This is a genomic window from Streptomyces sp. NPDC006265 (assembly GCF_040613555.1).
GTDB lineage: Bacteria > Actinomycetota > Actinomycetes > Streptomycetales > Streptomycetaceae > Streptomyces.
This window is the reverse complement of record NZ_JBEXSH010001282.1, coordinates 1-1,815: the sequence shown is the minus strand read 5'-3', so window position 1 is coordinate 1,815 and position 1,815 is coordinate 1. Positions and strand designations below refer to the sequence as shown.

Sequence of the window (1,815 nt, the reverse complement as noted above, 5' to 3'; positions counted from 1 at the left end):
CCTGCGGCATCGAGGTCCACCAGCCCGAACCGGTGCCGCCGTGACCGCGTGCGACCGCGCACACACCTCGGCCAGTGCCTCGGCGGTCACAGGCGAAACGACGCCCTCCTCCGTGACGATCGCCGTCACCAGCTCGGCCGGAGTCACGTCGAACGCCGGGTTGTACGCCTGCGTCCCCAGCGGCGCCACCGGGATCCCGCCGCCCGCCTCCGTTCCGGCCACCGGCACCTGCGGCGCCGTCACCTCGGTCACCTCGTGACCGGGCCGCTGCTCGACCTCGATGGACGCGCCGTCCGCCGTGTCCAGATCCACCGTCGTCACCGGCGCCACCACGATGAACGGCACGTGGTGGTACCGGGCCAGCACCGCCAGCGGATAGCTCCCGACCTTGTTCGCCACCGAACCGTCCGCCGTGATGCGGTCCGCCCCGATCAGCACCGCGTCCACCTCCCCGGCGGCGAACAGCGACCCCGCCGCGTTGTCGGTGAGCAGCGTGTACGCCATCCCGCTGCGAGCCGCCTCGTACGCCGTCAGGCGGGCGCCCTGCAGCAACGGCCGTGTCTCGTCCACCCACAGCCGCCGCAGCCGCCCCGTCCGGTGCGCCGCGAGCGCCACCGCGAACGCCGTGCCCTCCCCGCCCGACACCAGCGAACCGGTGTTGCAGTGGGTGAGGATCCGGTGCCCTCCGCCCGGCAGCAGCTCACCCAGCAGCGCCAGCCCGTGCTCGGCCATCCGCCCACTGGCCTCGGCGTCCTCCCGGTGCAGCTGCCGCGCCGCGGCCAGCGCCGCCGAGGCCGCCTGCCGAACGTCACCGCCCTTGGCCAGCGCCGCCTCGTGCGCCGACTGCGCCCGGCGCACGCCCACGGCCAGGTTCACCGCGGTCGGCCGGGCACCCGCCAGCGCGGCCGCCGCCTCGTCCACGTCGAAGCCCCGCACGGCGGCGAGCGCGACGCCGTACGCTCCCGCGATGCCGAGCAGCGGTGCCCCGCGCACGGCCAGCGAGCGGATCGCCTCCACGAGTGCCGACGCGTCCGTACAGACCAGTTCGACCTCCTCGGCAGGCAGCCTCGTCTGGTCCAGCAGGACCAGAACGGGGCCTTCCGGTGGCTCTTCCCAGCGGATCGCCGGGGTCTCGGTCGGCCGCTTGTCATCACCGCTGTGCGCGTACTGATCAGCCATGCCGTCAGTCTGCCCCCAATCGAGCGGACAATTGAAGGTACGCAGCCCATACCGCGGCCGGTCACTCCAAGACCACCCCATGGCACGATGGCTGCCAAGCTGCCGCCGCGACCGCGGACGGGCACCGTGAAGGAGCGACGATGAACGACACTCCGGGCTGGGCCTCGCCCGGATCCGCCCCGTCCGACGGGCAGAAGCCGGACCAGTCCGGCCCTGCCGAGCCCACCGACCGCCCCGCACAACCCGCGGACCAGCCCGGCCGGGCCCCGCAGGACCCCGGCCCGCAGTGGTCCAAGGAACAGCCGCCACCGGCCCAGTGGTCCGCCCCCGGCGGACCGTCCGTCCCAGGCCAGGCGCCCCCGCCCCCGCCCCCCGGCCCGGGCTGGGGCAACCAGCCCCCCGGCGGCTACGGCCCCGGCGGACACGGCCCCGCAGGCCACAGCGGATACGGCGCCCCCGGACGCCCCGGCGGCTGGGGGAACGGCTGGGGCGGCCCCCCGCCCGCCGCCAAGCCCGGCGTCATCCCGCTCCGCCCGCTCGGCGTGGGCGAGATCCTCGACGGCGCCGTCTCCACCATGCGCACCTACTGGCGCACGGTCCTCGGCATCTCGCTGACCGTCGCCGTCCTCACCGAGG

1 protein-coding gene and 1 pseudogene are annotated in these 1,815 nt (G+C 75.4%); one reads left to right on the top strand and one right to left on the bottom strand.

The features are described from left to right. Positions 1–1,179 (bottom strand): S-methyl-5-thioribose-1-phosphate isomerase (gene mtnA / locus ABZ281_RS48010; RefSeq protein WP_356665002.1); only part of this gene is annotated, 1,179 nt, incomplete at its 3' end. A 140-nt stretch (positions 1,180–1,319) separates the two neighbouring features. Here mtnA and ABZ281_RS48005 point away from each other — a divergent pair. Further along, positions 1,320–1,815 (top strand): annotated as a pseudogene (locus tag ABZ281_RS48005) (hypothetical protein); the annotation flags it as partial.